Source organism: Actinomyces viscosus, from assembly GCF_900637975.1.
Lineage (GTDB): Bacteria > Actinomycetota > Actinomycetes > Actinomycetales > Actinomycetaceae > Actinomyces > Actinomyces viscosus.
Genome location: NZ_LR134477.1, coordinates 2,853,939 through 2,879,623, shown reverse-complemented (window position 1 = coordinate 2,879,623; position 25,685 = coordinate 2,853,939). Strand labels below are relative to the sequence as shown.

Annotated in this window: 20 protein-coding genes and 1 pseudogene; 13 read left to right on the top strand and 8 right to left on the bottom strand. The window is 67.6% G+C overall.

The window, feature by feature from the left end; all coding sequences use genetic code 11:
* Positions 1-16 precede the first annotated feature (16 nt).
* Positions 17-1,750 (top strand): ABC transporter ATP-binding protein, encoded by a 1,734-nt coding sequence (locus EL340_RS12225; RefSeq protein ID WP_126414801.1) that lies wholly within the window; start codon positions 17-19, stop codon positions 1,748-1,750.
* Positions 1,747-3,849 (top strand): ABC transporter ATP-binding protein, encoded by a 2,103-nt coding sequence (locus EL340_RS12220; RefSeq protein ID WP_126414799.1) that lies wholly within the window; start codon positions 1,747-1,749, stop codon positions 3,847-3,849. Before EL340_RS12225 ends, EL340_RS12220 begins: the two co-directional genes overlap by 4 nt.
* A gap of 181 nt (positions 3,850-4,030) precedes the next feature.
* Here the strand turns inward: EL340_RS12220 and EL340_RS12215 are convergent, their stop codons facing one another.
* The 4 genes from EL340_RS12215 to EL340_RS12195 form a co-directional block, all read right to left on the bottom strand.
* Positions 4,031-4,444: an Rv3654c family TadE-like protein gene (locus EL340_RS12215; RefSeq protein ID WP_232023315.1), complete on the bottom strand. Its 414-nt coding sequence runs from the start codon at positions 4,442-4,444 to the stop codon at positions 4,031-4,033.
* A 149-nt stretch (positions 4,445-4,593) separates the two neighbouring features.
* Positions 4,594-4,908, bottom strand: coding sequence for a TadE family type IV pilus minor pilin (locus EL340_RS12210; RefSeq protein WP_126414797.1), 315 nt, complete (start codon positions 4,906-4,908; stop codon positions 4,594-4,596).
* Positions 4,909-5,111: 203 nt separating this feature from the next.
* Positions 5,112-5,363 (bottom strand): DUF4244 domain-containing protein, encoded by a 252-nt coding sequence (locus EL340_RS12200; protein ID WP_126414794.1) that lies wholly within the window; start codon positions 5,361-5,363, stop codon positions 5,112-5,114.
* A gap of 333 nt (positions 5,364-5,696) precedes the next feature.
* The gene (locus EL340_RS12195) at positions 5,697-9,512 is read right to left on the bottom strand and encodes a DEAD/DEAH box helicase (RefSeq protein WP_126414792.1); all 3,816 of its coding nucleotides are present in this window, start codon (positions 9,510-9,512) and stop codon (positions 5,697-5,699) included.
* A 270-nt stretch (positions 9,513-9,782) separates the two neighbouring features.
* On the opposite strand from EL340_RS12195, the gene EL340_RS12190 reads away from it, so the two are divergent.
* Entirely contained in the window at positions 9,783-10,442 is a 660-nt protein-coding gene (locus tag EL340_RS12190; RefSeq protein ID WP_126415486.1) for a GOLPH3/VPS74 family protein, read from the top strand.
* A gap of 269 nt (positions 10,443-10,711) precedes the next feature.
* Here EL340_RS12190 and EL340_RS12185 read toward each other — a convergent pair whose 3' ends face one another.
* Complete coding sequence (locus tag EL340_RS12185; RefSeq protein WP_232023066.1) at positions 10,712-11,359, bottom strand: TetR/AcrR family transcriptional regulator; 648 nt, start codon at positions 11,357-11,359, stop codon at positions 10,712-10,714.
* Between the two features lie 67 nt (positions 11,360-11,426).
* Here EL340_RS12185 and EL340_RS12180 point away from each other — a divergent pair, with 67 nt between their 5' ends.
* On the top strand, positions 11,427-12,386 hold the full coding sequence (locus tag EL340_RS12180) for an NAD-dependent epimerase/dehydratase family protein (RefSeq protein ID WP_232023065.1): 960 nt from the start codon (positions 11,427-11,429) through the stop codon (positions 12,384-12,386).
* Entirely contained in the window at positions 12,383-12,559 is a 177-nt protein-coding gene (locus EL340_RS15565) for a hypothetical protein (RefSeq protein ID WP_232023064.1), read from the top strand. The genes EL340_RS12180 and EL340_RS15565 overlap by 4 nt, the downstream gene beginning before the upstream one ends.
* Positions 12,560-12,708: 149 nt before the next feature.
* Here the strand turns inward: EL340_RS15565 and EL340_RS12175 are convergent, their stop codons facing one another.
* Positions 12,709-14,334: a cation:proton antiporter gene (locus tag EL340_RS12175; RefSeq protein ID WP_232023063.1), complete on the bottom strand. Its 1,626-nt coding sequence runs from the start codon at positions 14,332-14,334 to the stop codon at positions 12,709-12,711.
* A 191-nt stretch (positions 14,335-14,525) separates the two neighbouring features.
* Here EL340_RS12175 and EL340_RS12170 point away from each other — a divergent pair, with 191 nt between their 5' ends.
* From EL340_RS12170 to EL340_RS12160, 3 genes are all read left to right on the top strand, one after another.
* Positions 14,526-14,756: a DUF2191 domain-containing protein gene (locus EL340_RS12170; protein WP_126414790.1), complete on the top strand. Its 231-nt coding sequence runs from the start codon at positions 14,526-14,528 to the stop codon at positions 14,754-14,756.
* Positions 14,743-15,183, top strand: a complete 441-nt coding sequence (locus EL340_RS12165; RefSeq protein ID WP_126414788.1) for a TA system VapC family ribonuclease toxin — start codon at positions 14,743-14,745, stop codon at positions 15,181-15,183. The genes EL340_RS12170 and EL340_RS12165 overlap by 14 nt, the downstream gene beginning before the upstream one ends.
* A gap of 148 nt (positions 15,184-15,331) precedes the next feature.
* Positions 15,332-16,678, top strand: coding sequence for a DUF4921 family protein (locus EL340_RS12160; RefSeq protein WP_126414786.1), 1,347 nt, complete (start codon positions 15,332-15,334; stop codon positions 16,676-16,678).
* A 230-nt stretch (positions 16,679-16,908) separates the two neighbouring features.
* Here the strand turns inward: EL340_RS12160 and EL340_RS12155 are convergent, their stop codons facing one another.
* Positions 16,909-17,649 carry a transposase family protein gene (locus tag EL340_RS12155; RefSeq protein ID WP_126414785.1) on the bottom strand — a complete coding sequence of 247 codons (741 nt, stop codon included), beginning with the start codon at positions 17,647-17,649 and terminating at the stop codon, positions 16,909-16,911.
* 300 nt (positions 17,650-17,949) lie between these two features.
* Here EL340_RS12155 and EL340_RS12150 point away from each other — a divergent pair, with 300 nt between their 5' ends.
* From EL340_RS12150 to EL340_RS12140, 3 genes are all read left to right on the top strand, one after another.
* The gene (locus tag EL340_RS12150) at positions 17,950-18,912 is read left to right on the top strand and encodes an IS630 family transposase (protein WP_232022928.1); all 963 of its coding nucleotides are present in this window, start codon (positions 17,950-17,952) and stop codon (positions 18,910-18,912) included.
* A gap of 304 nt (positions 18,913-19,216) precedes the next feature.
* On the top strand, positions 19,217-20,581 hold the full coding sequence (locus EL340_RS12145) for a hypothetical protein (RefSeq protein ID WP_232023062.1): 1,365 nt from the start codon (positions 19,217-19,219) through the stop codon (positions 20,579-20,581).
* 3 nt (positions 20,582-20,584) lie between these two features.
* Positions 20,585-21,250 (top strand): SMI1/KNR4 family protein, encoded by a 666-nt coding sequence (locus EL340_RS12140; RefSeq protein ID WP_126414783.1) that lies wholly within the window; start codon positions 20,585-20,587, stop codon positions 21,248-21,250.
* Positions 21,251-21,980: 730 nt separating this feature from the next.
* Here the strand turns inward: EL340_RS12140 and EL340_RS12130 are convergent.
* A pseudogene (locus EL340_RS12130) lies at positions 21,981-23,370 on the bottom strand (IS1380 family transposase).
* Between the two features lie 252 nt (positions 23,371-23,622).
* Between EL340_RS12130 and EL340_RS15560 the strand changes: the two are divergent.
* Positions 23,623-24,729: a hypothetical protein gene (locus EL340_RS15560; RefSeq protein ID WP_232023061.1), complete on the top strand. Its 1,107-nt coding sequence runs from the start codon at positions 23,623-23,625 to the stop codon at positions 24,727-24,729.
* Positions 24,730-24,867: 138 nt separating this feature from the next.
* On the top strand, positions 24,868-25,479 hold the full coding sequence (locus tag EL340_RS12120) for an Imm5 family immunity protein (protein ID WP_126414781.1): 612 nt from the start codon (positions 24,868-24,870) through the stop codon (positions 25,477-25,479).
* The last annotated feature ends 206 nt before the right edge of the window (positions 25,480-25,685 follow it).

The following is a 25,685-nucleotide window of genomic DNA, read 5'->3' as shown; positions in this document are numbered from 1 at the left end:
CTGCTATGTTCGCACCATGCTCGTTCGACTACTGCGCAAGCACCTGCGTCCTTATGCGGGTCTGCTGCTGTGCGTCCTGGTGCTTCAGTTTGTTCAGGTGATGGCCTCGCTGTACCTTCCCACCCTCAACGCCGACATCATCGACAGGGGTGTGGCCACCGGGGACACCGGCTACATCTGGCGCACGGGCGCGTTCATGCTGGCGGTGAGCATCGGCCAGGGCCTGTGCACGGTGGTGGCCACCTATCTCGCGGCGCGGGCGGCGATGAGCATGGGCCGTGACCTGCGCGGGGAGGTGTTCGACCGGGTCAGCGGCTTCTCCGAGCGGGAGATCTCCGCCTTCGGGGCGGGCTCCCTCATCACCCGCAACACCAATGACGTCCAGCAGGTCCAGATGCTGGTGATGATGAGCTGCACCATGCTGGTGACCGCACCGGTGATGGCGGTGGGCGGGATCATCATGGCGGTCACCAAGGCCCCGAGCCTAGCCTGGCTCATCGCCGTCTCAGTACCCACGCTGCTCATCGCCGTGGGCCTCATCGTGCGCCGGATGGTGCCCCTGTTCCGCTCCTACCAGGACCGGCTCGATGCCATCAACCGGGTCCTGCGCGAGCAGCTGACCGGCATCCGCGTGGTGCGCGCCTTCGTGCGCGAGCAGACCGAGGTCGAGCGCTTCCGGAGCGCCAACCACGACATCGCCTGGGTGGGTGAGCGCGTGGGCCGTCTCTTCGTGCTGCTCTTCCCCCTGGTCATGCTCCTGCTGGACGTGACCATCGTGGGGGTCATCTGGTTCGGCGGCCACCAGGTGGGCGACGGCACGGTGGAGGTGGGAGTGCTCATCGCCTTCATGGCCTACCTCATGCAGATCCTCATGGGCATCCTCATGGCCAGCTTCATGACCATCCTCATCCCGCGCGCCTCGGTGTGCGCCGAGCGCATCAGTGAGGTCCTGGCCACCGATCCGTCCCTGACCGTGACCGATCGGCCCGTCAGCGACTTCCCCGACCCCGGGACTGTGGAGCTGCGCGGGGTCTCCTTCTCCTACCCCGACGCCGAGGCGAGTGTCCTGGAGGACCTCAGCTTCACGATCCCGCGCGGTTCGACGACGGCGATCGTGGGCTCCACCGGCTCGGGCAAGTCCACGGTGGTCACCCTGCTGACACGGTTGCTTGACGCCACTGAGGGTCAGGTGCTCATCGGGGGCACCGATGTGCGCGCCACCGAGCCCGAGGCCCTGTGGGCCCAGCTGGGCCTGGTGCCTCAGAAGCCCTTCCTCTTCGCCGGAACCGTGGCCTCCAACCTGCGGCTGGGGCGGGAGGAGGCCACCGATGCCGAGCTGTGGGAGGCCCTGGAGGTGGCCCAGGCCAAGGACTTCGTGGCCGCCATGGACGGTGGCCTGGAGGCCCCTATCACCCAGGGCGGTACAAATGTCTCCGGGGGGCAGCGCCAGCGCCTGGCGATCGCCCGGGCTCTGGTGCGCCAGCCCGAGATCCTCATCTTCGACGACTCCTTCTCGGCCCTGGACGTGGCCACTGATGCGCGCCTGCGCGCGGCCCTGGGACCGGCCACCGAGGGGGTCACCAAGGTGGTGGTGGCCCAGCGCGTATCCACCATCATCCAGGCCGACCAGATCCTCGTCCTGGACGCGGGCCGCCTGGTGGGCCGCGGCACGCACAGCGAGCTGCTGGCCTCTTCCCCGGTCTACCGCGAGATCGTCACCTCCCAGCTCGGAGCGGAGGCAGCAGCATGAGCGCCGTCGAGAAGAAGGACCGCAGTGGGGTCTCTACGACCCCCGAGGCACCCACCGGGAAGCCGGACCAGGGCCCGCTCCAGGACCCCGCCTTGAGCGAGGAGGACCTCAGGCTCGCAGCCGAGGCCCAGGCCGCCAGTGACGACTGGACCTCCGGCCCGCCCCCGGGCAAGCCCACCGCCTTCTGGCCCTCATTCACCCGCATGGTGGGGCTCCTGGGCGCCTACCGGGGGACCCTGGTCGTCATCGCGGTGACCTCCGTGCTCGGCGTCGTACTGTCCGTGGCCGCCCCCAAGGTGCTGGGAAGCGCCACGAACATCATCTTCGAGGGCGTCATCTCCTCCATGCTGCCCGAGGGCACCACCAAGGAGCAGGCCATCGAGGGCCTGCGGGCGCGGGGCATGGACGACTTCGCCACCATGCTCGACGCCATGGACCTCAACCCGGGGGCGGGCATCGACTTCACCCGCCTGGGCCAGGTCCTCGGGCTCGTGCTGGCCCTCTACCTGGTCTCCGCCTTCCTCATGTGGCTCCAGGGCTTCCTGCTCAACCGCATCACCATGAAGGCGGTCTACCGGTTGCGCACCGCCGTGGAGGACAAGATCCACCGCCTGCCGCTGAGATACTTCGACCAGATGCAGCGCGGTGAGCTGCTCAGCCGGGTGACCAACGACGTCGACAACATCACCAACACCCTCCAGCAGTCCCTGTCCGGTGCCCTGACCTCGATCCTCACGGTCGTGGGCGTCCTGGGGATGATGTTCTCCATCTCCTGGCGCCTGGCGCTGGTGGCGCTGCTCATCTTCCCGCTCATGGGGCTGGTCTTCGGGGTGATCGGGCCGCGCTCGCAGAAGGCCTTCACCACCCAGTGGGCCCGCACCGGCAAGATCAACACCCGGGTCGAGGAGTCCTTCTCCGGGCACGCCCTCGTGCAGGTCTACGGGCGCACCCAGGCCGCGCGTGAGGCCTTCGCCGCCGAGAACGAGGAGCTCTACCGCGCGGCCCTGAGGGCCCAGTTCCTCTCGGGCGTGATGATGCCGATCATGCTGGTCATCGGGAACCTGTCCTATGTGGCGATCGCCGTGGTGGGCGGGGCGATGGTGGCCTCCGGCTCCCTGCGCCTGGGGGATGTGCAGGCCTTTATCCAGTACTCCCAGCAGTTCTCCCAGCCCCTGGGGGAGCTGGGCGGCATGGCCACAGCAGTCCAGTCGGGCACCGCCAGCGCCGAGCGGGTCTTCGAGCTGCTCGATGCCGAGGAGGACTCCCCCGACGACGACGCCCCGCAGACCGCAGGCACTACGGGCACCACCGACGCTATCGCCGCGGCGGGTAACGGCCTGACGGGCCCGGGGGTCATCGAGATGGAGCACGTGCGCTTCTCCTACAGCCCCGACACCGAGCTCATCCGCGACCTGTCGCTGCGGGTCGACCCCGGCCACACGGTCGCGATCGTAGGGCCCACGGGGGCGGGTAAGACCACCCTGGTCAACTTGCTCATGCGCTTCTACGAGATCGATGGTGGTCGCATCCTGCTCGACGGGCGTGACATAGCCCGCATGCCCCGCCAGGAGGTACGGCGGCGCACCGGAATGGTGCTCCAGGACCCATGGCTGTTCGCCGGCACGATCCGTGAGAACATCCGCTACGGACGCCCCGGAGCCAGTGACGAGGAGGTCGAGGCCGCGGCCAGGGCATGCTTCGTCGACCACATCATCAGGGCCCTGCCGCAGGGGTATGACACGGTGCTGGAGGAGGACGCCGCCAACATCTCCGCCGGCGAGCGTCAGCTGCTCACGATCGCACGGGCCTTCGTGACCAACCCGGCCGTACTCATCCTGGATGAGGCCACCAGCTCGGTGGACACTCGCACCGAGCTGCTGGTCCAGCAGGCCATGAACGCGCTGCGCGAGGGCCGCACGAGCTTCATCATCGCCCACCGCCTGTCCACGATCCGTGACGCCGACACGATTCTGGTCATGGAGCACGGCGACATCGTCGAGCAGGGCACCCACAACCAGCTCATCACCGCCAACGGCACCTACGCCCACCTCCACGCCGCCCAATTCACGGGCGGAGCCACGGTCGCCGTCGAGGACTGAGACGCGGCCAGGCAACCCGCCCCACCCCCGTCTCAGATGTCATGACATCCGAAACGCTCAGATGCCATGAGACATCACAGAACCGTCGCGGAGACAGGCTGCGATACCCAGAGTGCGTCGGTGGGCCCCCGAGCATCCCGACGCCTCACCTCAGGGGCCGATACGCCGGTACCCGGTCTGATCATGGGCCGGGAGGGGCGTCGACGGGGCCGGCACGGGCCTGGGCGGTGGCCTGTCGGGGCAGACCAAGAATCGTCGTCGGGACGACGACGCTGACGGTGACGTCCTCGCCGGCCACGGAGCAGGCGCTCATCGAGGCGCCGTTGGCGGCGGCGACGCGTCCGGCCATGGCGCAGGGATCGCCCGGAGCAATGACCGAGGACAGGACCGTGGCACCGGAGACGGCTGAGAGGTCGGCGGCGGCGCGCGCCCGGCCGGTGGCGGTCTGGGCCTGGATGAGGCCCGCGATGCCGACCGCCGCGGCCAGGAGCACCGCGATGACTCCCAGGGCATAGACCGTCCCCGAGCCGCGCTCGTCCCGCCGGGGACCGGGCTCCCGAGGGAGCTGCAGAGCCAGCTGCCGAACCAGCCACAGCACCGGCCGCAGAATCGGTCTCCCAGCCCGTTGGCGGGCCAGTCGCCCGGCCGCCCGGGCGAAGACCGCGAGCGCGCATGCCACGCAGACCCGTGGCCCTGGGCAGCAAGCCGCCGACTCCACCCGTCGGGTTCGGTCTCCCGGGCGGTTCATGGGCTGCTCGGTTCGGTGTAGACGCAGGCGCGGGCGCGCGCCGTCAGGCCCAGCCCGCCCAGGGGCCCGGGTACGGGCCGGGCGGCGGTGACGCAGGTGAGCTCGCCCTGCTCGACGCCCAGGCTCACCCCGCCGGCCACGCGCTGGGCGGCTCCGGTGTAGTCGTCCTGGCCGATGGCGGCCTGGCGGGCGGCCGTGCGGGCGGCGTCGGCCACCCGCAGCTGGGTGACGCCGGCGCTGACGGCCGCCAGGACGATGAGGAGCACGAGGACGACGGCGGGCAGCGACAGCGCCGTCTCGGCCGTCACCATCCCCTGCTCGCCTGAGTCTCCGGGCCCGCCAGGCCCGTCACCGGGTTCACGGTCCCGGTGGGCGCGGAGACCGGGAGACGGGGACGGTCCCGCTCGGCCGGAGGGCCTGCGGGAAGCGGGGCCCGGGCGGCGACGTCGGCCACCGCCGGGCACCCGGGCCACTCGGGGGCGAGCGCGCCCACCCGCTGCGATGACGCCGCACATCACACCGAGAGCGCCGACTCGATGATGGACTGCAGGGCGCCGCTCAGGCTGCCCGAGCGCATGAGCGCCAGCAGCAGTCCGGCGAAGGCCGCGGCCGCCAGGGTTCCGATGGCGTACTCGGCGGTGGCCATGCCCTCCTCCCTGGACGCCAGTCGCCGCAGAACGGCCGGCAGCGCCGCCGGGTCGCCCGGTCGGGCCAGCATCACGCTGGTGCGCAGAGCGCGCAAGGTGGTCCTGGTGGGTCTCCTCATGGTGGTTCTCCTCTGGTTGGTGGGGACCAGCGCGCTGCTGCTCCCCAGCGGGCGCCGTGCCCGCCCCACCAGAATCAGTCCGCCCCGCACGCCCGCGCTCGGGGGCTTCTCAGCCCTGTGGAGACCACCTGCAGTTCCGGGCCTGTGGAACCGGGGCCCGCCCACGCCTCAGCCGATCCGCCGAGCCGCGCGGGTGCCTCACCGGGCGGGGACATCCTGCGCGGCCGAGGACATCTCCGTCCGGCCGGGGACATCCTGCACGTGCGGGTGCAGGATGTCTGTCCCCGACGGCGTCGAATGTCCCCGCCCGGAGAATGACGCACCCGACGGCGCTCAGCCCTCGATAAGCTCGCGGATCTCGGCGGGGGTCAGAGCCGCCGGGCTGAGGCCGCCGGTGCCGCGTACGCCGGCTGCACCATCCGTGCCGGCCGCGCCCTCGGCACCGGTGACGCCGGCCTCGACGTCGCTCGCCCCCTCGACGACCCGGGCGAAGAGCTCGGCCTTCTTCTCCTTGAGGGCCATGACCTTCTCCTCGATCGTGTCGGCCGAGACGAGCCGGTAGACCAGGACCGGCTTGTCCTGGCCGATCCGGTGGGTGCGGTCGACGGCCTGCTCCTCGGCCTGCGGGTTCCACCACGGGTCCAGCAGGAACACGTAGTCGGCCTCGGTGAGCGTGAGCCCGAAACCGCCGGCCTTGAGCGAGATGAGGAAGACGTCGGCCTCGCCGGCCCGGAAGGCGTCGATGACCTCCTGGCGGTTGGAGGTGGCGCCATCCATGTAGGCGGTCCGCACCCCGGCGGCCTCCAGGTGCTCGCGCACGCCCGAGAGGTAGCGCGTGAACTGGGAGAAGATGAGGGCCCGGTGCCCCTCGGAGACGATGGGTCCCAGGTGCTCCAGCAGCACCTCGACCTTGGCCGACGGGCTCGGCCGCCGACCGGGCCTGCGCTGCCCCGCACCAGACCCAGAGAGCGCGGCGGACGCCTTGCCCTTCGCGCCCGTTTTGCCCTTCGCGCCTTTCCCACCGCGGGCCGGTTTCTTCGCGGAGCCGCCGCTGCCACCGACCGCCTGGCCCGCAACCTCGGCGTCCCCGGCCGCAGCCTCGTCCCCGCCGTCGACGAGCGCCGGGTCGAGGGCCATCTGCCGCAGGGTGGTGAGTGCCTTGAGCGCGATGAAGCGCGACTGCGCCGTGTCCTCCTCCAGCAGCCCGAGGATCCTCTGGCGCTCGCGCGCCAGGCGCTGGTCGTAGGCCTTGCGGTGCTTGGCGCCCAGCTCGACGCTGAGCACCTGCTCGGTCTTGGCCGGCAGGTCCGCGGCCACCTGCTCCTTGGTGCGCCGCAGCAGGAAGGGCCGCATCCGGCGCCGCAGCCGCCCCAGCGCCTCGGCGTCCCCGCGGTCGATCGGCTTGCGGTAGACCTGTCCGAAGCGCTCAGGATCGGGCAGCAGCCCCGGCGCCGCGATGCTCATGAGCGCCCACAGGTCCATGAGCGAGTTCTCCAGTGGTGTGCCGGTGATCGCGATGGTCGACGGCGCCCGCAGCTGCCGCACGGCCTTGTAGGTGGCGGAGGTGTGGTTCTTGACGAACTGGGCCTCGTCGCACACCACCCAGGCCCAGTCCTGCGCGATGAACTCCTCCTCGCACAGGCGCGCGATCGTGTAGGAGGTGACGACGACGTCGCAGCCCGCCGCGATCTGATCCAGGGACTCCTCGCGCTTGGCGGCGGTGCGCGTGACCGCCCGCACCCGTAGCCCCGGGCAGAACCGCTCGGCCTGCTCCACCCAGGAGCCGACGACGGAGGTCGGTGCGATGACGAGCACCGGTCCCGTCCCGGCCGGCTCGTCGGCCGCGGACACCTCGCCGCCCCCGCGGGACTCCTCGGACTCGTCGGCTCCGTCGGCTCCATCAGCACTGCCGGTGGCGCCCGCAGCGTCGGCCTCGGCAACGTCACCGGGGTCATCCGCCCCTGCCCCGTCAGAGCCGACGTCGTTCCCGACGCCGGCCCCCGCCCCGTGACCGGCGCGCTCCCGCTCCTCGACGAGCCGCTGGACGGCGGCCAGCACCTGGACGGTCTTGCCCAGTCCCATGTCGTCGGCCAGGACCCCGCCCAGCCCCGCCTGGCGCAGGAAGTCCAGCCAGCGGTAGCCCTCGAGCTGATAGGGGCGCAACCTCGCCCGCATCCCCTCGGGCACGGCCACCTCACCGGCCGTCTCGCCGGGGCCGGCGTCGTCGGTCCCGGCGGCCGACCCATCAGCGTGCTCGGCCGCGGCCTCGGCGGCGCGCGCCCGCTCCAGCAGCCGCCCGACCCTCTCCTTCCAGCGGGCCGTGGCCCGCTCGATGACGCCGAGGGACTCCAGGACCTCGTAGTAGCCGGCGTGCAGGGCGCTGACCCGTAGGGTGCCGTGGGCCTCGGGGTCGGCCAGCTCGCGCCCCTCCTCCATGAGACGGGCCAGGGCCTCGATCTCGGGCCGGTCGATGCTCACCCACGTGCCCGACTCCAGGAGCACCTCCCGCTCGCCGACGGCCAGGGCCGCCATGAGCCGACTGATGGGAATCTCCTCGTCGCCCACGTGGACGCGCACGGACAGGGAGAACCAGTCAGGGCGGTCCTCGTCGTCGTCCACGGAGGTGGTGATGACCGGGGCGTCGGCGGCCTCGCGGTAGGCGGGGACATCGTCGTCGACCTCGACGTCGAAGGCCTCCATCTCCCGCAGGACCGGCAGCGTCTGCGTCATGAAGCGGGCCGTGTCCATGCCGCGCAGGTCCAGGGGGCGCCACACGGCCGGGTGCTGGCCAGCCAGGGGCAGCAGATGGTTGAGGATCTCGCGGGCCAGCCGGGTCTCCCCCTCGGCGTCCCGGCCGGCGAGCTCGCCCTCGATGCGCCCCTCGGCGGCCGCGGCGAGGTCCCCGACGCCGTGAGCGTGGCGGACCTCGCCGTCCTCGCAGACGTAACGGATCATCCACTCGGTGGTCAGGTGGTGCTCGTCGGCGTCGACGTGGACCGCGAGCGCGGCGCGCGGCGTTGTGGGCCGGGGCATGCGGATGGAGGCGTCCGCGGACAGGACCGGCAGGGCGCGGGTGAGGGCCTCAAGGTGCTCGTTCTCAAAGCGCCCGACGTCCTGGGCCGGGATGACGATCGAGTCGCCCTCGCCCCGCAGCACCCGTGAGAGGGCCTCGGTGGGGCGGGGCTCGATCGGCATGAGCAGCAGCTCGCGCCCGGGCATCCACGTGTAGAAGCCGTGGACGGGGTCGCCCAGCGGCATGAGGGCCAGGTTGAGCTCCAGCCCGGGAACCTGCAGGCGGTTGATCTCCTCGACGTTGTCGATCTCCAAGGCGGGGGTGACGACGACGCCTCCGTCGTCGTCCCGGATGAGGTGGACGCCGCCGCGCAGCCCCTCGGCGAGGTAGACGGGCTGGCCGTGGCGCTGGGCGGTGGTGAGGGTCAGGCCGGCCGCGATCCCGCGGCGCAGCACCTCCCAGACGCGGGCGGGGGCGGACACCAGGGAGACTCGGTCATCGGCGTAGTAGAAGCCGAAGCCGTCGGCCATGCCGGCCAGCTCGCGCAGGACGCTGATGACGTCGGGGTCGACCTCGTCGTCGAGTCCCCCGGAGGCGACCTGGCTCCAGGAGGCGCCCTGCCGGTTCCAGCCGCGCTTGCCCTCGATGAGCGGCAGCATGGACGGGCCGGGCGGGGTGCCCCACATGCTGCCGGGATCGTCGACGATCTCCAGGGCCATCCGACGGCGCGGCGCACGCTCCACCTGCAGCAGGCCGGCGAGCTGGCCCTCCCAGGTGGAACGCGGGACGGCAGCATCGCCGTCGGGCTCCTCCTTGGCCAGGGCGCGCACCGTGATGAGGAGGGCGGCCACGTGCTTGCAGCTGGAGCCCACCGGGCACGAGCAGCTGTCGGTCCAGGCCGGGCGCCGAGGGCCGCTGCTGGCCGAGCGGAAGACCATGGTCTGGTAGGTGCGCGCGCCCGAGCCCTTGATCTGGGCGCTGATGATGTCTCCGCCCGCGGCGACGCCGACGCCCCGGACCCGGCCCTTGCGCGCGTAGTCCAGGCCGCGCAGGAAGGCCCGGTGGCCGACCCTGTTGATGATCCGGTCATCAGTGAGCTCCACCGGCCAGTCGTCATGCCGTACGTCCCGCGCCATGCTCCCAGGTTACGGGCCGGGTACGACACGATCGGGCGCCGCCCGCACGTAGTCGAACGCCCAGCGCGAAAGCGGACCGGCTCCGCACCGGCGAGCGACCGGGTGCGGATCGGGCACAGACCTGGCACAGAGCGGGCGCAGACCGGCCGCACACTCCAACCGACGGTCCCAGCGTCTCCCCCTCAGGGAGGACCCGGCCCGGATCCGGATCTCGCCCGTGCGAGGGATCACAGTCCAGCCACGGCGCGATGTACTGGATCCATGAATGCGATGCTGATCTGCGAAGAACTCTTCCTCCTGCTGACCAAGGACTCCGGAAAGCCCGAGAGCCGCATGACCTACCCGAGCTACGGGCTCACCGGCGCGCTGCTGACCGACCTGCTGCTGGCCGGCCGCATCTCCCTGACCGAGGAGCGCAGCCCCCGCGTCTACATCATCAACTCCGGCCCCACCGGGCACCCCGTGCTGGACTGGGCGCTGACGGTCCTGCCCGCCAAGGACGGCAAGCGCTTCTCCTCCCTGGTCTCGTGGGGCAAGCTCGACCCCACCCGCCACATCGCCGCCTCCCTGGAGGCCGCCGGGGTCGTGCGCATCCACACCGGCGGGCTGTTCGGCTCGTTCAGCCCGACCTACCCCACGCTGGACCCGGTTCCCGAGCGGCAGGTGCGCGAGCGCATCGACGGCGCCCTGCGCGGGGTGCAGCCGCCCACCGGGTCCGACGTCGCCCTGCTGTCGATCCTCCAGGCGCTGCACGTCGCGCCGGTCGTCCTGCCGCAGCAGGAGACCGGGCTCAGCCGCGGCGAGCTCAAGCGCAGGATCAAGGAGATCGCGGGGGCGAGCCCCGTGGGGCGCGCGGTGCAGCGGGCCGTGGACGCCACGACGTCGGCCATCATCGCGGCCACGAGCACAGCGGCGGTGTCCACCAGCTGACGGCCCGGCGCCCGGTCGCCATCGCAAGGAGCCGGTTCGACCGCCTGACCCCGCCCTGCGCACGACCGGGGACGTCCTCGAGACACCGCCGAGCCGGGCATTTTTCGCGTAGCCCCACAGAAATTCTGCCCGGCTACGCGAAAAATGCCCGGCTCGGCAGAGGAGAAGAAGACGAGGGGTCACTCGCCGCGGGGCCGACGGCGTCGAACGTCCCCGGCCGCAGGAAAAGGTCCCCGTACGCGTGACATGTCCCCGGCCGCAGGGAGCAGTCAGCCACCGCCGAGGGCCCGCAGCAGCAGGCCCTGCTCGACGTCGGACAGCGGTCCCTTCCCGCCAGCGCCGGCCGAGAAGGCGATCCCGGCGAGGACCGCCCCCAGGACCAGCTGGGCCCCGGCGTGGGAGTCCAGACCGGACGTGCTCTCACCGCGCGCCTGCGCCCGGTCCCGAATCTGCTCCAGGTGGATGCGCGTGGCAGTGAGAAGCTCTCCGTGCAGCAGCTCCTCGAACTCCGGGTCCCGCGGCAGCTCGCCCAGGAGGGCCAGCAGAGCCCGGCCGGTGGCCTGCGACAGCGCCTGGTTCTTGTGGGCGATGAAGGCCTCCAGGTCCCCACGCAGGGAACCGGTGTCGAAGCGGTCGGCCACGGCCGCATCGGGGGGCTCGGCCTCACCGGCCGCACCGGTCTCGATCATTCGTCTGGCCGAGGCCAGGACGAGGTCTCGCTTGGTGGGCCACCGACGGTAAAGAGTGGCCGTGGACACGCCCGCACGCCGGGCCACGGCCGCCGTCGTCAGCGCGGCGTAACCGTTCTCCGCCAGGAGGTCGCGCACGGCCAGCATGATCGCCGGCCCCAGAGCGGCGTCGACCGGGCGCCCCGGAGCGCGCCGGGCCTCGGAGCCTCGTGAACTCACTGGACTCATGGGGAGATCGTACCCACCAATAACGAAACTACTTGACTTCGTTTCTCCGAGTCACCATGCTGCGTCCATGAGTTCCTCCGCAGCAAAAGCCACTGAGAACCCCACCGGCAGCCCCACCAACGGCTTCGACTCCACCATCGACCTGAGCGGCATCCCGATCGACACGAGCAGCCCTGTCATGGTCACCGGCGCGACCGGCTACCTGGGCAGCTGGGTCACCAAGGGGCTGCTCGACGCCGGCCTCACCGTCCACGCCGCCGTCCGTGACCCGCAGGCAGGAGCCAAGGTCGCCCACCTGCACCGCATGGCCGAGCAGGCCCCGGGCACCCTGCACCTCTTCGCCGGCGACCTGCTCCAGCCCGGCTCCTACGACGAGGCCATGAAGGGCAGCGCGGTGGTCATCCACACGGCCTCACCCATCCTCCACTCGACGAACAACCCACAGCAGGAGCTCATCGAGCCGGCCCTGGAGGGAACCCGCAACGTGCTGGCCGGCGTGGAGCGCACGCCGTCGGTCACGCGTGTGGTCCTCACCAGCTCGATCGTGGCGATGCTGGGCGACGCCGCCGACCTTGAGGGCTACCCCGGTCGCATCCTGACCGAGACCTGCTGGAACACGACCTCCTCCGTGGACCACCAGCCCTACCCCTACTCCAAGACGCTCGCGGAGAAGGAGGCGTGGCGGCTTGCCGCCGATCAGGAGCGGTGGGACCTGGTGACCATCAACCCGGCCATGATCGTCGGACCGGCGCTGGGAAGCACGCCGACCAGCGAGAGCTTCAATACCGTGCGGATGATGATCGACGGCACCGCCCGCCTCGGGGCTCCGCTCCACGCCTGGGAATCAGCGTCGTCGACGTGCGTGAGGTGGCCCAGGCGCATATCGCTGCCGCCTTCCTGCCCGAGGCCCACGGCCGCTACATCGCCTCCGCCCAGGACACCGATCTACTGGCGCTGGCCGGCACCCTGCTGCCACGCTTCGGGCGGATGCTCCCGTTGCCGCGGCGCGCCCTGCCTCGGCCGGTGATGCTGGCCATGGCGCCCCGGCTCGGGGTGACTCGCGGCTACGTGCGGCGCAACGTGGGCTACACGGTCCGCTGCGACGCCTCCCGGAGCCGCCACGAGCTGGGCACCCGTTACCGACCGGTCCAGGCGTCGATGGAGGACATGGTCGCGCAGATGCTCGGCCGGCAGTCGTAGTCCGCGTCCCCGTCAGTGCTCCCGTCTGCTCGCAGCCGGGGACGTCCTCGAGACACCGCCGAGCCGGGCATTTTTCGCGTAGCCCCACAGAAATTCTGCCCGGCTACGCGAGAAGTGCCCGGCTCGGCGGAGGAGAAGAAGGCGAGGGGTCACTCGCCGCGGGGCCGGCGGCGTCGGGCGGCCCGGGACGTGCCGCCGCGCCGACGCAGGTGGTGCCAGCGCTCGCGCCACAGGGCGTGGTCCTGCTCGATCTGGGCCAGGCGGGCGGCCAGGCGGTGCGACTCCTCCACCGACAGCCCTCGGGCGTGCAGTCCCAGGTCGGCCAGGCGCGCGGCGGCGGGGGCTGCCCGCTCGCGCAGGTCGGGCAGGCCCACCAGGTCGGGCTGCGCCGGCCGCCTCACCCCTCCCGCCGGGGTACGCTCGCCCGCCGGCAGCCTGATGCCGCTGGGCGGCGACGCCGGCCGCCGCGGCTCCGAGACGTGCTCGCCGGCCGGGACGGTGGCCTCCTCGGGGGTGCGCCCGTCGGGTGCGGCGGGTCCCTGAACCACGCGCATCACCTCGTTGGCCGGAACATGGTCGCTCCTGTGCCCCAGCGCCAGCCCCGCCGCCGGTAGGACGAGCACCGAGAGCACCCCGGCCAGCACGAGTGTGGAGGCGAAGGAGGTCGACATGGCCTCGGCACTGACCGCCACCTGGGTGACGGCCACGATGATGGGCAGCGCCGTCGTCGAGTAGACCGCGATCTGGAGGCTCTGGCGCATCGAGTAGGCGCGCGAGCCGTCCCGGCGCCGCTCCACGCGGGAGGCCAGCCACACCGGCACTCCCCGCACGAGCACCAGCAGCACGAAGAAGGCCAGCAGGTTGACCACGTCCCCGGCGCTCAGGCTCATGTCGATGCCCATGCCGGAGGTGACGAAGAAGATCGGGACGAAGAACCCGTAGGCGAGGCCGTCGAGCTTCTCCTCGAACTGGGCGTCACCCTCGGGCAGGACGTGGCGCAGGACGAATCCGGCCGCGAAGGCCCCCAGGATGACGTCGAGGTCGAAGACGGTGGCGATCGCGCACAGCCCCACCAGGAGCAGGACGGTGGCGCGGATGGTGGTCTGCGCCGTCGTCGAGGCACCCAGGTGGATGGCCTCGACCAGGCGGCGCCCCACGCGCTTGACGCGACTGGTGAAGCGGACGATGAGCAGGGTGATGATGAGGAAGGCGGCCAGGATCGCCAGGCTCACCCAGGTCGAGCGCGAGCCCAGCAGCAGCGCCATGAGCAGGATCGGGCCCACCTCGCCGACGGCGCCGTGGTTGAGGATCGCGGCTCCCACCGCGGTGGGCAGCAGGCCGCGGTCACGCAGGATCGGCAGGATCGTGCCGATCGCCGTCGAGGTCATCGCGATGGCGATGGCGATCCCGTTAGCGGACAGCGCGCCGCCGGTCACCCCGATAGCCGTCACGGCCCCGAAGGCCAGCCCCAGCGAGAGCATCCAGGCGATGGCGGCGTGGCGCCCGCCGGCGCCGCGCAGCTCGTTGACGTCGATCTCGTAGCCGGCCATGAGGAAGAGGAAGGCGACGCCGAGCTCGCGCAGCAGCTCGATGGAGGGCCCCTCCCCGGCCAGTGCCAGCCCGTGGGGGCCGATAACCATCCCGCCGAGGATGAGGAGGACAACCTCGGGCACGAGCCGCTTGGGGACGGTCCAGGAGACCAGCGGCGCCATGAAGGCCACCGCCACGATGAGCAGCAGGGAGGTGAAGACCTCGGCCAGACCAGTCAGAGCCATGTCGTCTCCTCTCTTCGGTCGAGTGCGGGCAGTCCGGGGCACGCCGTGGGCCGAGCCCGGTGCACGAGTCAGAGAGACTACCCCGGCACCAGTGGGTCGCAGGCAACTACAGAGGACCCGCGATTCCGCATCGTGCTCGTTGGAGTGCACGAGTCCTTGATGACGTGATGCGCTGATGCGATCATGGTCGCATGAGGACCACACTTGAGATCGATGACCAGGTCCTGTCCCTGGCCCGCGAGCGCGCTCGCCGCGAAGGGGTTTCGCTCGGGCGCGCCGTCTCCGATCTCGCGCTGCAGGGGATCTCTCACGGGTCACGCACCAGCAAGCACGGGATCCCACTGTTCTTCCCGCCCGATAGCCGAAAGGCGCATGTGGTGACACCGGAGCTCATCGAACAGTACCGAGATGGCGACCACTGATCGCCTGCGCCTGCTCGATGTCAACGTTCTGGTGGCGTTGTCCTTACCGAACCACGCTCATCATGAGGTCGTGACCAGCTGGTTCGATGACGTAGGCCGATGGGCAACGTGCCCCGTCACTCAAGCAGCCTACCTGCGCCTACTCATGAATCCTCGAGTCACCGGATTCGAGATCGCGGTCCTTGAGGTGACCTCCGCACTCGGTGAGCTGACATCGCTTGATGACCACGTGTTCCTCGTCGACGACGCCCCACTCGCCGCACCCTCCATCAGCTTTTCGGGACTGAAAGGCCCCAAGCAGGTGACCGACTTGCACCTGGTGGATCTCGCTGCCCGTCACGATGCTGTTCTGGCCACTATGGACGGGCGCATGGTCCAGGCGCTCGAGCCACAGGACCGTCGGTACGTCGAACTCATTCCTATGTAGACGAGGTGCGGCACTCGACTCGTCGCGGACACACCTGAGGCCCCGACAGCTGATCCCACGGGGCCGTCCGCGAGAACTGAGGCGCGTCCACAGCGCCTGGCAGGCTCGCAACACGACCTGGCGCGCCGCAACGCGCCACAATGGGGGCATGCTCATGCCTTACGCCCCCTCCGCCGAACCACTCACGCGCCTGGCCGACGGGACGGTCAAGCAGATCAGCCCCTTCACCGGCACCGAGGTGTGGACCGTGCCGGGCCGCGCCAACCGCCCCATCTCGCACCCGGTGGCGGAGGTCCGCCCGCTGGAGGAGGCCGACCGCACCCACAGCTGCGCCTTCTGCGCGGCGCGCTACCTGGATACGCCCCCGGAGAAGGCACGCATCGTGCGCGGGGCCGACGGCGGTTTTGAGCGCCTCGACGCCGTCGCCGCCTCCGCCCTGTTCGACACGGTGGCCGAGTTCCGGCGGGTGCCCAACCTCTTCGAGATCCTCTCCTTCGACTACTGGCACATCAACCACGGCTACGAGATCCCTGACGCCGCCCGCGAACGCATGGAGACCTACCTGGCTGACCCGGCCGGCGTCGAGCACGTGGAGCGGGTGGCGCGCACCAAGCTGGCGGCCGCGGGCGCGGACCCGGCCTCCTGGGACACCATGAGCGAGCGGGACCGCCGCACCTTCCTGGCGGCCTTCTTCGCCGGGGGGCACGACGTCATCATCGGCCGGCGCCACTTCACCGACGACGCTCTCGACACCACGGGCCTGGCCGGTTCGGGGACGCTGAGCGTGGCCGAGCACCGCGCCTACACGCACCTGGCGATCCACGCGATGCACAGCCTGTACGAGGCCAACCGGTGGGTGCGCTACGTGGCCGTCTTCCAGAACTGGCTGCGGCCGGCCGGGGCGAGCTTCGACCACCTGCACAAGCAGCTGGTGGGCATCGACGAACGCGGCGTGACCAGTCAGCTGGAGCTGCAGAAGGTGCGGGCCAACCCCAACCTGTACAACGAGATGGCGGTGGACTACGCCGCCTACCAGGGCCTGCTGGTGGCGAGCAACGACCACGCGGTGGCCTTCGCCGGGTTCGGGCACCGCTACCCGACGCTGGAGGTGTACTCGACGTCGGCCATGCCCGAGCCGTGGCTCATGAGCCGCGAGGAGGTCGACGCCGTCGCCGACCTGGTGCACGCCCTGCACGCGGCCACGGGCGCGGACGTGCCCAGCAACGAGGAGTGGCACCACAAGCCGCTCGACGTGGACCAGCCCATGCCCTGGCACATCACGCTCAAGTGGCGGGTCTCCACCCTGGCCGGTTTCGAGGGCGGCACGAAGATCTACCTCAACACCATTGACCCGTGGACGCTGCGTGACCGAGTGGTGGCGCGCCTGGAGGACCTGCGGGCCGACCGGCTCATCGCGCCGATGGCCGTGGGCGAGGAGTGCCCGACGGCGCCCAACCGGCTCCTGTACAACCCGGTCCTCACCGCCCGGCCGTAGAGAGCGACCGCACCCGCATGAGTCGCCTTAACAGGCCTGCGCGTCCGTGTCGAGCCCTTACACGAACGAAGCCATGTTAATTACTTGACAGTCGGCCTTCGCCTCTACGTGATCAAACAGTGACTATGGTGGCGCCTGCGTCTCATCGGTCATTTGTAAGGAGAGAGGGCGATAGTGGCAGACACTCGGATTGGCGACGGGGCATCACGCCCCGACACTATGAGGATTATTCATGGGGTGTAGGTGAATATGAGTCCGAGGACTGCGGAGATGGTTTCCGGGAAGGTTTCCGGTGGTCTTCTGTAGCCGGTGTGCAGGACTCTCCAGGTCTTGATGTTGGCGATGACTCGTTCGATCTTGTAGCGGATCTGGTTGACGGTGGTGTTGTAGGTCTTGTCGTCTGGGTGGAGGGGAAGTTTTGCGGGTTTTCTTTTCGGGGTGATCATGCCCAGCCCGATGTACCCCTTGTCGCCGACATGGCGTGGTGGTGGTGTCCCGTCGGGTAGGTCGGTGGCCGGTACGTCGAGCAGGCCGCAGTGGCGCAGGGCCTGGGTGTCGTGGACCCTTCCGTCCTGGGGGTCGGAGATCCAGGCCAGGGTTCCTGACAGGGTGCAGGCCACCTGCACGTTCAGCCCCGTAGTCTTGTGCTTACCGGAGTACAGCTCGGGGTGGTCCTTCCAGGACCAGCACTGAAGCAGGGTGCCGTCGATGATCAGCTGGGCCGTGGGGTCCAGGTCCTCCACCGTCGGTACAGAGGCTTGGAGGGCCTGGGCGATCAGGGGCGTGTAGGTGCTGATGACGCGGGAGACGGTGGCCTGGGAGACGCCGTAGAGCTCGGCGAGCAGCTCCTGGGGCAGGTTGTGGCGCAGGTAGGTCAGGGTCAGTCGCACGCACAGGAACAGCCCCAGCGCCCTCGCCCCGAAGACCGGCAGATCGGGGTTCTCGGCGAAAATGGCCTCGCACAGGCCCACAACCTCACACCGAGGGATTCTCGTGCTATAGTGTGATTAAAACAAGATTCGTGTTGCTGGTTTTGTTGTTGGGTTGGTGATCGGGTATTCGTGGGGCGTCCGATGTGGGGGTGTCGCTTTCTCGTGGGGTGCTTGGCTGCTGGTGCTGGCTTCTTTTGTTGTCGTCTCTTGTGTTGTCGGCGTTTCGTGTGAGCTCTCGGGTCGAGGGCGGAATATCATGCTGGGATGGACAGGGTCGTGGTTAGTGATGATGAGTGGACTGTTTTGCAGGGCTATAAGCACCAGGCGCCTTACAGGTTGATGCGTTTGAAGTCCGAGGCGGTCGTGCTGCTGTCCAAGGGTGTGGATACCGCGGTCGTGGCCCAGGTCGTCGAGCGCACGCCCGAGACGGTGCGCAGCTGGGCTCGGGAGTGGAACCGGTACCGCCTGGCCTCAATCCACACCGGTCACGCCGGCAACCTCAACGCCTCCAGGCTCACCGCCACCCAGCGCCAGGAGGTGGCCGGGGTACTGTCCCGGCCCCCGTCGGAGCAGGGCCTGCCCATCGGGTTCTGGGACGTGCCCCATCTGGCGGCCTGGGTCTACGACCACTTCGAGGTGGAGTACGCCTCTGCCGCCTCCTACCGGTTCCTGCTGCACATGGCGGGCCTGTCCTTCCACCGCCCCCAGACCGTTGACCAGCGCCGCCCGCCCCAGGCGGACGTTGACCAGCGCATGAGCCAGATCCGTTCCGAGATCGTCCGCAAGTGGTCCGATCCCGAGGTGATGGTGGTGTGCGCCGACGAGGTGCGTATCGAGCACGAGGCGATCGTGCGCAGGGCGTGGATCCGCCGGGGGGACGCCGCCCGCCTGGAGGTCGACCGCCGCCGCCAGGCCCAGTCCTACATCGGCTTCCTGCACGAGACCGACGGCACCGTCGACTTGATGACCCTCGACTGGCAGGACACCGGCACCATCACCCAGGCCCTGATCGACCTGACCGTGAAGCACCCCGACAAGAAGAAGATCGTCATCGTGTGGGACAACGCCTCCTGGCACCGTTCAGCAAAGCTCACAAACAGCCTCAAGACCATCAAGAACCTCGAGAGGATCCACCTGATCAACCTACCCGCCTACAGCCCCGACGAGAACCCCATCGAGCACGTCTGGAAAGAAGCAAAGGACAGTATCAGCAACCACCAAAGAGCCACATTCCCCCAAACCCGACAAGCATTCGAGACCTTCATCCAGGCAAACAAGTTCCCCTACCGACTCACAAAATAATCTCGTTTAAACTCCACTATACTATTCGTCATGGCGGTTTGCTTCTTGGTTGGATTGGCTTAAGCACCAAAGATTCTCTCAAGAGCAAGCCGCCACCCTGCTTAGCGACACGCTATTACCAACAAAACACCCTAAACACCCCTATGAATAAGCCTCTATGACAACGGACACGATGCCCAGGCCTAGCACACACACAGACACAATGCCTAGGCCTAGCACGCGTGAGGCAGGAACACGATCCAGGACGCGGAACGATCTTGTCGCCAAAGCGGAGGACTCGGAGAACATTTGGACCGGCTCGCGCTTGCTGGAGGATGGCGCCGACCTTAAGGAGGCGTTCGAGTCGAACAGTTGGGTCTCTGGTGGTCTGGCGACGGCGTCTACGGTCGCTGACACGGCAGCGGCGGTGATGGATCCTCCGGGTGAGGCACTGTCTGCTGGAGTGGGTTGGCTCATTGAGCACCTGTCTCCCTTGAAGGACTGGCTCAATGAGCTCACCGGCGACAGTGACGCGGTGACTGCGGCTGCCTCGACTTGGACGAACATCGGCACCGAGTTGAGTTTGTGTGCTGATGACTTGGACCGAGTATGCTCCAGTCGTCTGGCTGGTCAGGAATCCGTGGCGGTGGCGGCATTCAAGTCCCTGCAGGCCGGCTCGGCCGCGCACCTGCGCATGACCGGCCAGCTGGCCGGCGCGATCTCGGGCGGGCTGACGGTGGCCTCGGTGATTGTGCGCATGGTGCACGACCTGGTGCGCGACGCGATCGCTGACGTAGTCGGCAAGCTCGCCTCCAAAGTCACGATCGGAGTTCTCACTGCAGGCTTGGCCGCCCCCTGGGCAGTGAGCTCGGCCGTCACTGAAGTCTCCTCCTGGGCCACTCGCTTGTCCAAGGAAGTCACCGACGTCGTGACATCGTCCAAGAATCTCAAGCTACTGCTGGAAAAGGCTAAGAAATTATTCAGCTGGGTCGCAGAGAAGTTCAAGTCCAAGGCAAAGGACGGCAAAAGTGCTGACGAAGCAACCGAGGCCGCGACAAACCCCTTGGGAGAACAAACGGTGCTTGCCGGCCCCGGAGGGCAAAATGTCACCATGCGCCAAGCCAATGAGATGGGCAAGGCGAACCCCAGAGTGTACGTAGGCAAAGGACCACAAACCCCCATCGACAAGAGTTACTATGAAGGCCGATACGGCGTAAAACTCGATAAATCCCCGCCTGAGCCCACCTCCAAACCGACCGCCGGTGGCGGCGAAGACACCCCACCCAAGGGCGACGGCGACGGAAGCGACCCAATGAGCGGGCCGGTCGTCTTCTATCCCCCTAAGAACGCAACAGCGGCTGAGATTAAAGAGGTTGACGATTACGTTGCCGGCTGTAACCGAGCACTTGAAGCCGACGCACTGTCGCCAACCGGGAGAGTCGCCACGACAGGAACCAGGCTCGGGACTGAAGCCAAGTACGCCGCTAAACTAGAGAGGATGAGGCATCCCGAATTGTATCGAGATGGCAAAGTTGCCGGCCATGTTCCTGACACCGGATGGGGGCGAGGCCCGGAGCCGCACGAGTGGCAGCCGATGTCACGCAAGGTGAACTCCAGTCTGGGGGGACAGAATAAGCGCTATCCTGTAGGGTTCAAACCGACAATATTCCTTCGCGGGGAATGGGAGTGAGACATGTCTGATACGAACACTGGCGCGTCCAGCGGAGCGAGTCGGGGTGTTCCGGGGTGGACGTGGCCGGACTACATCGGCTGGGGGTGGATGATCATCCAGGCGCGAATGGAGGCCGACTGGAAGGGCCTGTGGGACTACGCGCTACCACATGTGCACGCCACGGAGGAGACCGTGGCCAGCACCGAGGCCCAGCTGGGCTTCCGTCTGCCGGAGTCCTACCGGGGCTTCCTCCTGGCCTCCAACGGCTGGCCCTACTTCTTCCAGGACATGACGATCTTCTCCACCTCCGACCTGCTGGGTGGTGACCTGCACGAGGCCGGCCAGACCCAGTTGGAGCTGGAGGAGTGTGTCGAGGCCATGGCCGCTGATGGTGTCATCGCCGCGGACCACTTCCCCGTGGCCGCCTCGCTGGAGTCGATCGACGTTGCCCTCATGGGAAAGCCCGGCACCCCGGCGGAGGGGACCGTCTCCTGGGTACGCGGCGAAGTGATTGAGCGATACGACGACTTCCTGGACTACTACCTGTCCATGATGGAGCTCAATAAACTCGATATCGCACGTCTACGAAGGGACTTCGGACCCAAGCCCGACGGCGTGCCTCACGCCGTCATCGACCGCCCCGGCAGCCCACCGGTCTTCGAGCACGCACGCCGCGACGACCTGTAGATCGTCGCATCAGCACCTCTTCCCACGCAGTTTCAGCCTGAGGCACTGCCTACTCCCTGCCGGGAAACGAATCACCCCCGCAGGAGCACGGATACCCGCTGAAAGCCGGGGAGCAAGCCCCGTCAGCCTTGTGGTGCCGGGGCCAAGTCGAGACAACCGACTTGACCCCAGCACCACAAGGCCTTTCCGCTCCCACCCCAAGCCAGCGGATCAACTGCTTACACTCGGCCTGAAACCCAACCTGTTTAGTGAACGCCTTAAACAAGATCACTACTACTGCTCATTCACTGGGGCGCGCAGGAGCTTACGTGGCCGGACTACATCGGCTGGGGGTGGATGATCATCCAGGCGCGAACGGAGGTCGACTGGACCGGTTTGTGGGACTACGCCCTGCCGCACGTGCACGCCACGGAGGAGACCGTAGCCCACACCGAGACCCGATTGGGCTTCCGCCTGAAGTAGTACCACCGTCACCCACCAGGCCACCCATGCCCACGCCGCCTAAAACGAAGCCAGTGTCCTCAACCCCGACAGCCCCCAGGACACTAACCTCGATCTTTCATTGGTTGGTTGAGTGGGGTGTGGGTGGCGTCGTTGCCGGTGTCGTGGGGGCGATTATGCCGGTTGGGTGTGACGGTCTGCCGCGTGTCGTCTCGCGGTGGTCGGGCCTTTCCAGGGGCCAGGGTTGTTCCTTCAGGGTCGTGGTGGGCAGGAGGCGGCGGTCGGGTGCCTATGGTGCGGGTAGGGCCTGAAAGCCGCTCAGTGCGGTCAGCAGGAGGCTGGTGAAGGGGTGGTCGGCCTTGTAGCGCAGGACGGTGCGGCGGGCACGGTGGGTGATGACGGCGGGGATGCTCATCAGGCGCAGGCGGATCGTCCTGGGCTCCCAGGTGCGGGCGGGGGTGGAGGCCAGGGCGAGCGGCTGGGAGAAGGCCAGCAGGTCACAGGCCAGGGCCACGATCAGGCACCAGATACGGTTCTGGGCGAACCCCTGCAAGGGAAAGCGGTCAAGCCCGGTGTCCTTGGCACAGCGGATACGGTCCCCTGGCAGCGGGCCCGTAGCCGGTGGCGGACCTCGAGATCGGCGAGCTGACCTACTTTTGTGTTGGTGGCGAAGGCGGTCAGCCGGTAGCCCCCGACGTCCTCGAAGCGCAGCTGGGCTCCCTGGTGGGGCCGCTCTCGGCGCACGGTTGACCCGCACCCCCTTGGGCCAAGCGGTCAGGTCCAGCAGGTCAGTGATCTCAGCGACGTCCGCACCCTGCCTGGGCTGTCCGTCAGCGTTGTAGGCCGGGTCCCAGGCGGCCTCGGGGATGGTGCCCGTGGATCTGCGGCGTGTGGTCCGGCAGCGTGAACCCCACGCTGTAGGACACCCGCCGACGGGCCAGGAGCTCAATGGTCTCCTTCGTGCCTCCGGCCCCGTCGATGCGCACCAGCACCTTTCTACCGGGTCTGGGGCCGAGCCCGGCCTGGTCCAGTGCCCGGCGGATGATCTCGACGTGGTCGGCGGCAGTGTTCGATCCCGCGTTACCGGGACGCAGCACGAGCGCCGCGCACTCACCCCCACCGTCGGGGCCGTGGTCGAACCACGCGGTCAGCGGGTGGTAGCCGAACCCCTTCTTGAAGGTCGGGGCCGCACCCTCTTTGTCTGAGTGCACATTAACCAAGGTGGCGTCGACGTCGATCACCAACGGCCGGTTCGCCGAGACGCCGGCGGTCGGTGAGTGCTCGCCGGCCAGGGCCCACACCCGATGCCGCGCTGTCCTGCGGGCCCGGTTGACGGCGGCCTCGACAGCCTCGACGTGGTCGGCCAGGGCCCCTGCAAGTCGCGAGACCGTCGGGTCGGAGGCAACAAGCCCGAAGACCTCCTTGTCGCACCGCAGCAGCGAAAGGTCCGACAGGCACCGGCCTCCCAGGGCCACGCACACCGCCAGATCCAAGATGATCTTGCCCGGGTCGTGCACCGACCCCGGCCGCCGCCACGTAGACAGGGCCTGCGAGAGCTCGTTGCCCAGGCCCGTGACCCCGCTCGTCTCGGTCAGCAGCCTCGCCCCGGCCAGACCCACCGCCGGCACCTGACCGGACTCCACACCCACAACCGGGTACAACCCGCTATTCTTCACCACGAAGGTGTCCTTCCCCTGGAGTTCTCGGATTTCAGCAACCCGCATTATTCCAGGCGAAGCGACACCTTCACCCCACTTTCACCACCTCAACGATGAAATCTCGAGGTTAAGGAGGCGTTCGAGTCGAACAGTTGGGTCTCTGGTGGTCTGGCGACGGCGTCTACGGTCGCTGACACGGCAGCGGCGGTGATGGATCCTCCGGGTGAGGCACTGTCTGCTGGAGTGGGTTGGCTCATTGAGCACCTGTCTCCCTTGAAGGACTGGCTCAATGAGCTCACCGGCGACAGTGACGCGGTGACTGCGGCTGCCTCGACTTGGACGAACATCGGCACCGAGTTGAGTTTGTGTGCTGATGACTTGGACCGAGTATGCTCCAGTCGTCTGGCTGGTCAGGAATCCGTGGCGGTGGCGGCATTCAAGTCCCTGCAGGCCGGCTCGGCCGCGCACCTGCGCATGACCGGCCAGCTGGCCGGCGCGATCTCGGGCGGGCTGACGGTGGCCTCGGTGATTGTGCGCATGGTGCACGACCTGGTGCGCGACGCGATCGCTGACGTAGTCGGCAAGCTCGCCTCCAAAGTCACGATCGGAGTTCTCACTGCAGGCTTGGCCGCCCCCTGGGCAGTGAGCTCGGCCGTCACTGAAGTCTCCTCCTGGGCCACTCGCTTGTCCAAGGAAGTCACCGACGTCGTGACATCGTCCAAGAATCTCAAGCTACTGCTGGAAAAGGCTAAGAAATTATTCAGCTGGGTCGCAGAGAAGTTCAAGTCCAAGGCAAAGGACGGCAAAAGTGCTGACGAAGCAACCGAGGCCACCACTCCGCCCAACAAAAGCGGAGGCGACGGAGGCACCACCCCGCCACACAGTAAAGGCGGAACACCACCCGACCCAGATAAGGTTAAGAAGTCTCAGGAAGCCTATGAACGCGCACAACGAGCCAGAGAGGAAATGCCGCGAGGAAAAAAGTATAAGAGCAGGAAAACGGTATCCGCCAATGGCGTGAAGTCCCTAAGTGGATGGAGCCTAGATCGCCCAGGAGGTTTTCAGGGGCCAAATGTTGATGAAGTACTTCAAGTTACCGACGAAATGGGATTTCCTAGAAGGCAGGATTTTCGAGACCACGGCATTGATGGCCAATATGACGCCTCGCACGCTGAGCGACAAGAAGCAGTTGCAGCTGACGAGCCATACATTGGCGTAACCCGTGACGTCTGCGAGAACTGTGAAGATTGGTACAGAGCCTTTGCCAAGCATCGCCAACAGGACTGGTACGTCACAGATCCTACTGGAACATGGTTTTTCAGATCTGACGGGACCAGCCTCTCGCCAAGCGGAGTTGAAAAAAGGCCGACGGCACAATAGTTGAGTAAGCGACACTTTGAGGCTTATTCACAGGGCTAGCCGACGCTCGCATTTGCGCAGGTCACAGCACCTTTGACGGATACCGTGAATAAGCCTCTTTGATTCTCATCATAGTTAACCACTTGAGAAGAAGGAATCATGATTGACATTAATTCCGTGAATGAGCAGATTCAAATCGGCCACCATGAGTTGGGGTCGTCCCCCAAAGCCATCCTCTCCCTTCGTCGGCGAACCAGAATATGGGCAGCCATGAACGACCCGGACGACATAGAGATTTCTTTCAAGCATCGTGTAAAATTGAAGCTTATGTGCATACATCATGTTAAGCATATATGGCACAGCATACTTCAAGAAGAAGCAGAACTAGATGAAATGATTTCTTTGGTCTACAATCTCGTTTCAGGAAACACACCTAAAGAAGAAGGAGAGACTGCTGGCGAAAAATTTCTCCAGAAGATTACAGATCGATATGGGAATGAGAAGTCCAACTTTCCAGCTATTATGATAGCTGACGCAGTATCCGACACTGTGGTATCAGCTTGTTATATGGATCCTGATCTCGATATCGTCGATACTACTGACGATGATGACGGCATGCTTCCAGACATGCTGGAAGCCAGTTACACATGCGCCAGCGCAGCCGCCGGGGCTTTGAACTGGCAGCCAGTGGAGGAAACGGATGTGGCTGCGCGTCGGGCGTTCTGGTTGTGGTACCTGGATGAGGCGATCCCAGCCGTCCTTGCCGGCTAGCCCCACCCCTCCTCATGAGTTTCGATCCAGAGGAACAGGATGACCGCTGACCGGTCGGGTTCAAACCGACGATGATCCTCGTTGGGGAAGGAGACTGAAGGCCATGAGTGACACTTCTGCTGTGACGTACCGAGTGCGGCCCCGCGCGGCCTTCAGCAGCCCAGCGCGCTGCGCTCCTCCGACCCCACCCCGCCCGAGCGGCCACA

Coding starts and splice junctions, on each gene's coding strand:
- EL340_RS12225 (WP_126414801.1), top strand. CDS start 17: ATGCTCGTTCGACTACTGCGCAAGCACCTGCGTCCTTATGCGGGTCTG.
- EL340_RS12220 (WP_126414799.1), top strand. CDS start 1,747: ATGAGCGCCGTCGAGAAGAAGGACCGCAGTGGGGTCTCTACGACCCCC.
- EL340_RS12210 (WP_126414797.1), bottom strand. CDS start 4,908: ATGGTGACGGCCGAGACGGCGCTGTCGCTGCCCGCCGTCGTCCTCGTG.
- EL340_RS12200 (WP_126414794.1), bottom strand. CDS start 5,363: ATGAGGAGACCCACCAGGACCACCTTGCGCGCTCTGCGCACCAGCGTG.
- EL340_RS12195 (WP_126414792.1), bottom strand. CDS start 9,512: ATGGCGCGGGACGTACGGCATGACGACTGGCCGGTGGAGCTCACTGAT.
- EL340_RS12190 (WP_126415486.1), top strand. CDS start 9,783: ATGCTGATCTGCGAAGAACTCTTCCTCCTGCTGACCAAGGACTCCGGA.
- EL340_RS12185 (WP_232023066.1), bottom strand. CDS start 11,359: ATGAGTCCAGTGAGTTCACGAGGCTCCGAGGCCCGGCGCGCTCCGGGG.
- EL340_RS12180 (WP_232023065.1), top strand. CDS start 11,427: ATGAGTTCCTCCGCAGCAAAAGCCACTGAGAACCCCACCGGCAGCCCC.
- EL340_RS12175 (WP_232023063.1), bottom strand. CDS start 14,334: ATGGCTCTGACTGGTCTGGCCGAGGTCTTCACCTCCCTGCTGCTCATC.
- EL340_RS12170 (WP_126414790.1), top strand. CDS start 14,526: ATGAGGACCACACTTGAGATCGATGACCAGGTCCTGTCCCTGGCCCGC.
- EL340_RS12165 (WP_126414788.1), top strand. CDS start 14,743: ATGGCGACCACTGATCGCCTGCGCCTGCTCGATGTCAACGTTCTGGTG.
- EL340_RS12160 (WP_126414786.1), top strand. CDS start 15,332: ATGCTCATGCCTTACGCCCCCTCCGCCGAACCACTCACGCGCCTGGCC.
- EL340_RS12150 (WP_232022928.1), top strand. CDS start 17,950: ATGCGTTTGAAGTCCGAGGCGGTCGTGCTGCTGTCCAAGGGTGTGGAT.
- EL340_RS12140 (WP_126414783.1), top strand. CDS start 20,585: ATGTCTGATACGAACACTGGCGCGTCCAGCGGAGCGAGTCGGGGTGTT.
- EL340_RS12120 (WP_126414781.1), top strand. CDS start 24,868: ATGATTGACATTAATTCCGTGAATGAGCAGATTCAAATCGGCCACCAT.